The 1,642-nt window shown below is 48.5% G+C and carries 1 protein-coding gene; it reads right to left on the bottom strand.

Going from position 1 to position 1,642, the window contains the following annotated elements; genetic code table 11:
* Positions 1 to 85: 85 nt before the first annotated feature.
* Positions 86 to 1,591: a sulfatase family protein gene (locus HMPREF3034_RS08365; RefSeq protein ID WP_231725647.1), complete on the bottom strand. Its 1,506-nt coding sequence runs from the start codon at positions 1,589 to 1,591 to the stop codon at positions 86 to 88.
* Between the last annotated feature and the right edge of the window lie 51 nt (positions 1,592 to 1,642).

Below are 1,642 nucleotides of genomic sequence, written 5' to 3'. Positions count from 1 at the left end.
AAAAATCCCGGTTACTCTCCTTACGATATACTTAGAATATACCAATAAGGTGAATAACCGGGATTATCTGTTTGAAAACGTCTCGCTATTCTGTGACGTTCGTCTCGTTGTATTGCTCCCTGAGTCGTGCTAACTCTTTCTTGAGTTTCTTCGTAAGCTTCTCGAAACCGGGCTTACCATAGAGGTTGTGCATCTGCTCGGGGTCTTTCTTCAGGTCGTACAACTCCCATGTATCGATGTCGTTATAGAAATGGATGAGCGTATAACGGTCGGTACGCACACCATAGTGGCGACATACGGAGTGCTCGGCAGGATACTCATAATAGTGGTAATAGAGCGACTTGCGCCAGTTCTTAGGCTTCTCACCCTTCAACAATGGCAACATAGAAACGCCTTGTATATCCTTGGGCACGTCAACACCAGCTGCCTGTAAGAATGTAGGAGCGTAGTCGATGTTCTGTACCATCTGCTCTATATCGCCACGCTTGCCGTTGGGATAATAAACCAAGAGCGGTGTGCGGAACGATTCTTCGTACATGAAGCGCTTGTCGAACCATCCATGTTCGCCTAGATAGAATCCTTGGTCGGATGTATAGACTATCATGGTGTTGTCAAGCATATCATGTTGACGCAGATAGTCAATCACTCTGCCCACATTTCTGTCCACACTACGGATGACACGGAGGTAGTCGTGCATGTAGCGTTGGTACTTCCACTCAGCCAAAGCACGTCCCGAAAGACCGTCCTTCTTAAACTTCTGTATGATGGGGTCGTAGTGTTTGTCCCACTGTGCACGCTGAGAGGGAGTCATTCGGGCATAGTTGGCGCGTCCCCACTTCTCCAGTTCGGGATTGGAATGTATCTCGTTTTCCTTGTCAGCCATCTTCAAGTCATACACCAAGTCCATGTCTTTGATGATGCTCATCTCCTGTTTGGCGGCCGCCTTGCGACCTTTATAGTCGTCGTAGAAGGTCTTGGGCATGGGGTAAACGCGGTCGTTGAAGGCATCCAAATCACATGTGTCGGGCATCCAAACACGATGAGGTGCCTTGTTATGGATGAGCAGACAGAAAGGCTTATTGGGGTTGTGACGCTTGTCCAACCAATCCAATGCCAAGTCGGTGGTGATGTTGGTGACGTATCCCGGCAGTCTTACACGCTTGCCATTGTCGATGAAATCGGGGTTGTAATATTCTCCCTGACCAATAAGGATATTCCAGTAATCGAAGCCGGTGGGATTGGACGAGAGGTGCCACTTACCCACAATAGCCGTCTCATAGCCTGCTTTCTGCAGCAATTTCGGATAAGTCTGCTGGCTTCCGTCAAACCTCTTGGTATTGTCGGTGAACCCATTTGAATAGCTATGTTTACCGGTAAGCATGCAGGCACGCGACGGTCCGCTGAGTGAATTGGCCACGAAGCTGTTGGTAAAGCGTACGCCATGCTGAGACAACCAATCTAGATTAGGGGTCTTGATAAGGCTTGGATCGTAGGCACTGATGGCTTGATAGGCATGGTCGTCGCTCATGATGAATACGATATTCATAGGCTTCTGAGCACGATTTTGAGCCATCATGCTGGCCGGAGACATGGCCAATGTCAGACCGGCAAGAGATAAAGATAACGTTGTGTTCATATGTTT

This window comes from Prevotella sp. DNF00663 (genome assembly GCF_001553265.1).
GTDB lineage: Bacteria > Bacteroidota > Bacteroidia > Bacteroidales > Bacteroidaceae > Prevotella.
This window is presented reverse-complemented; position numbering and strand designations above follow the sequence as displayed.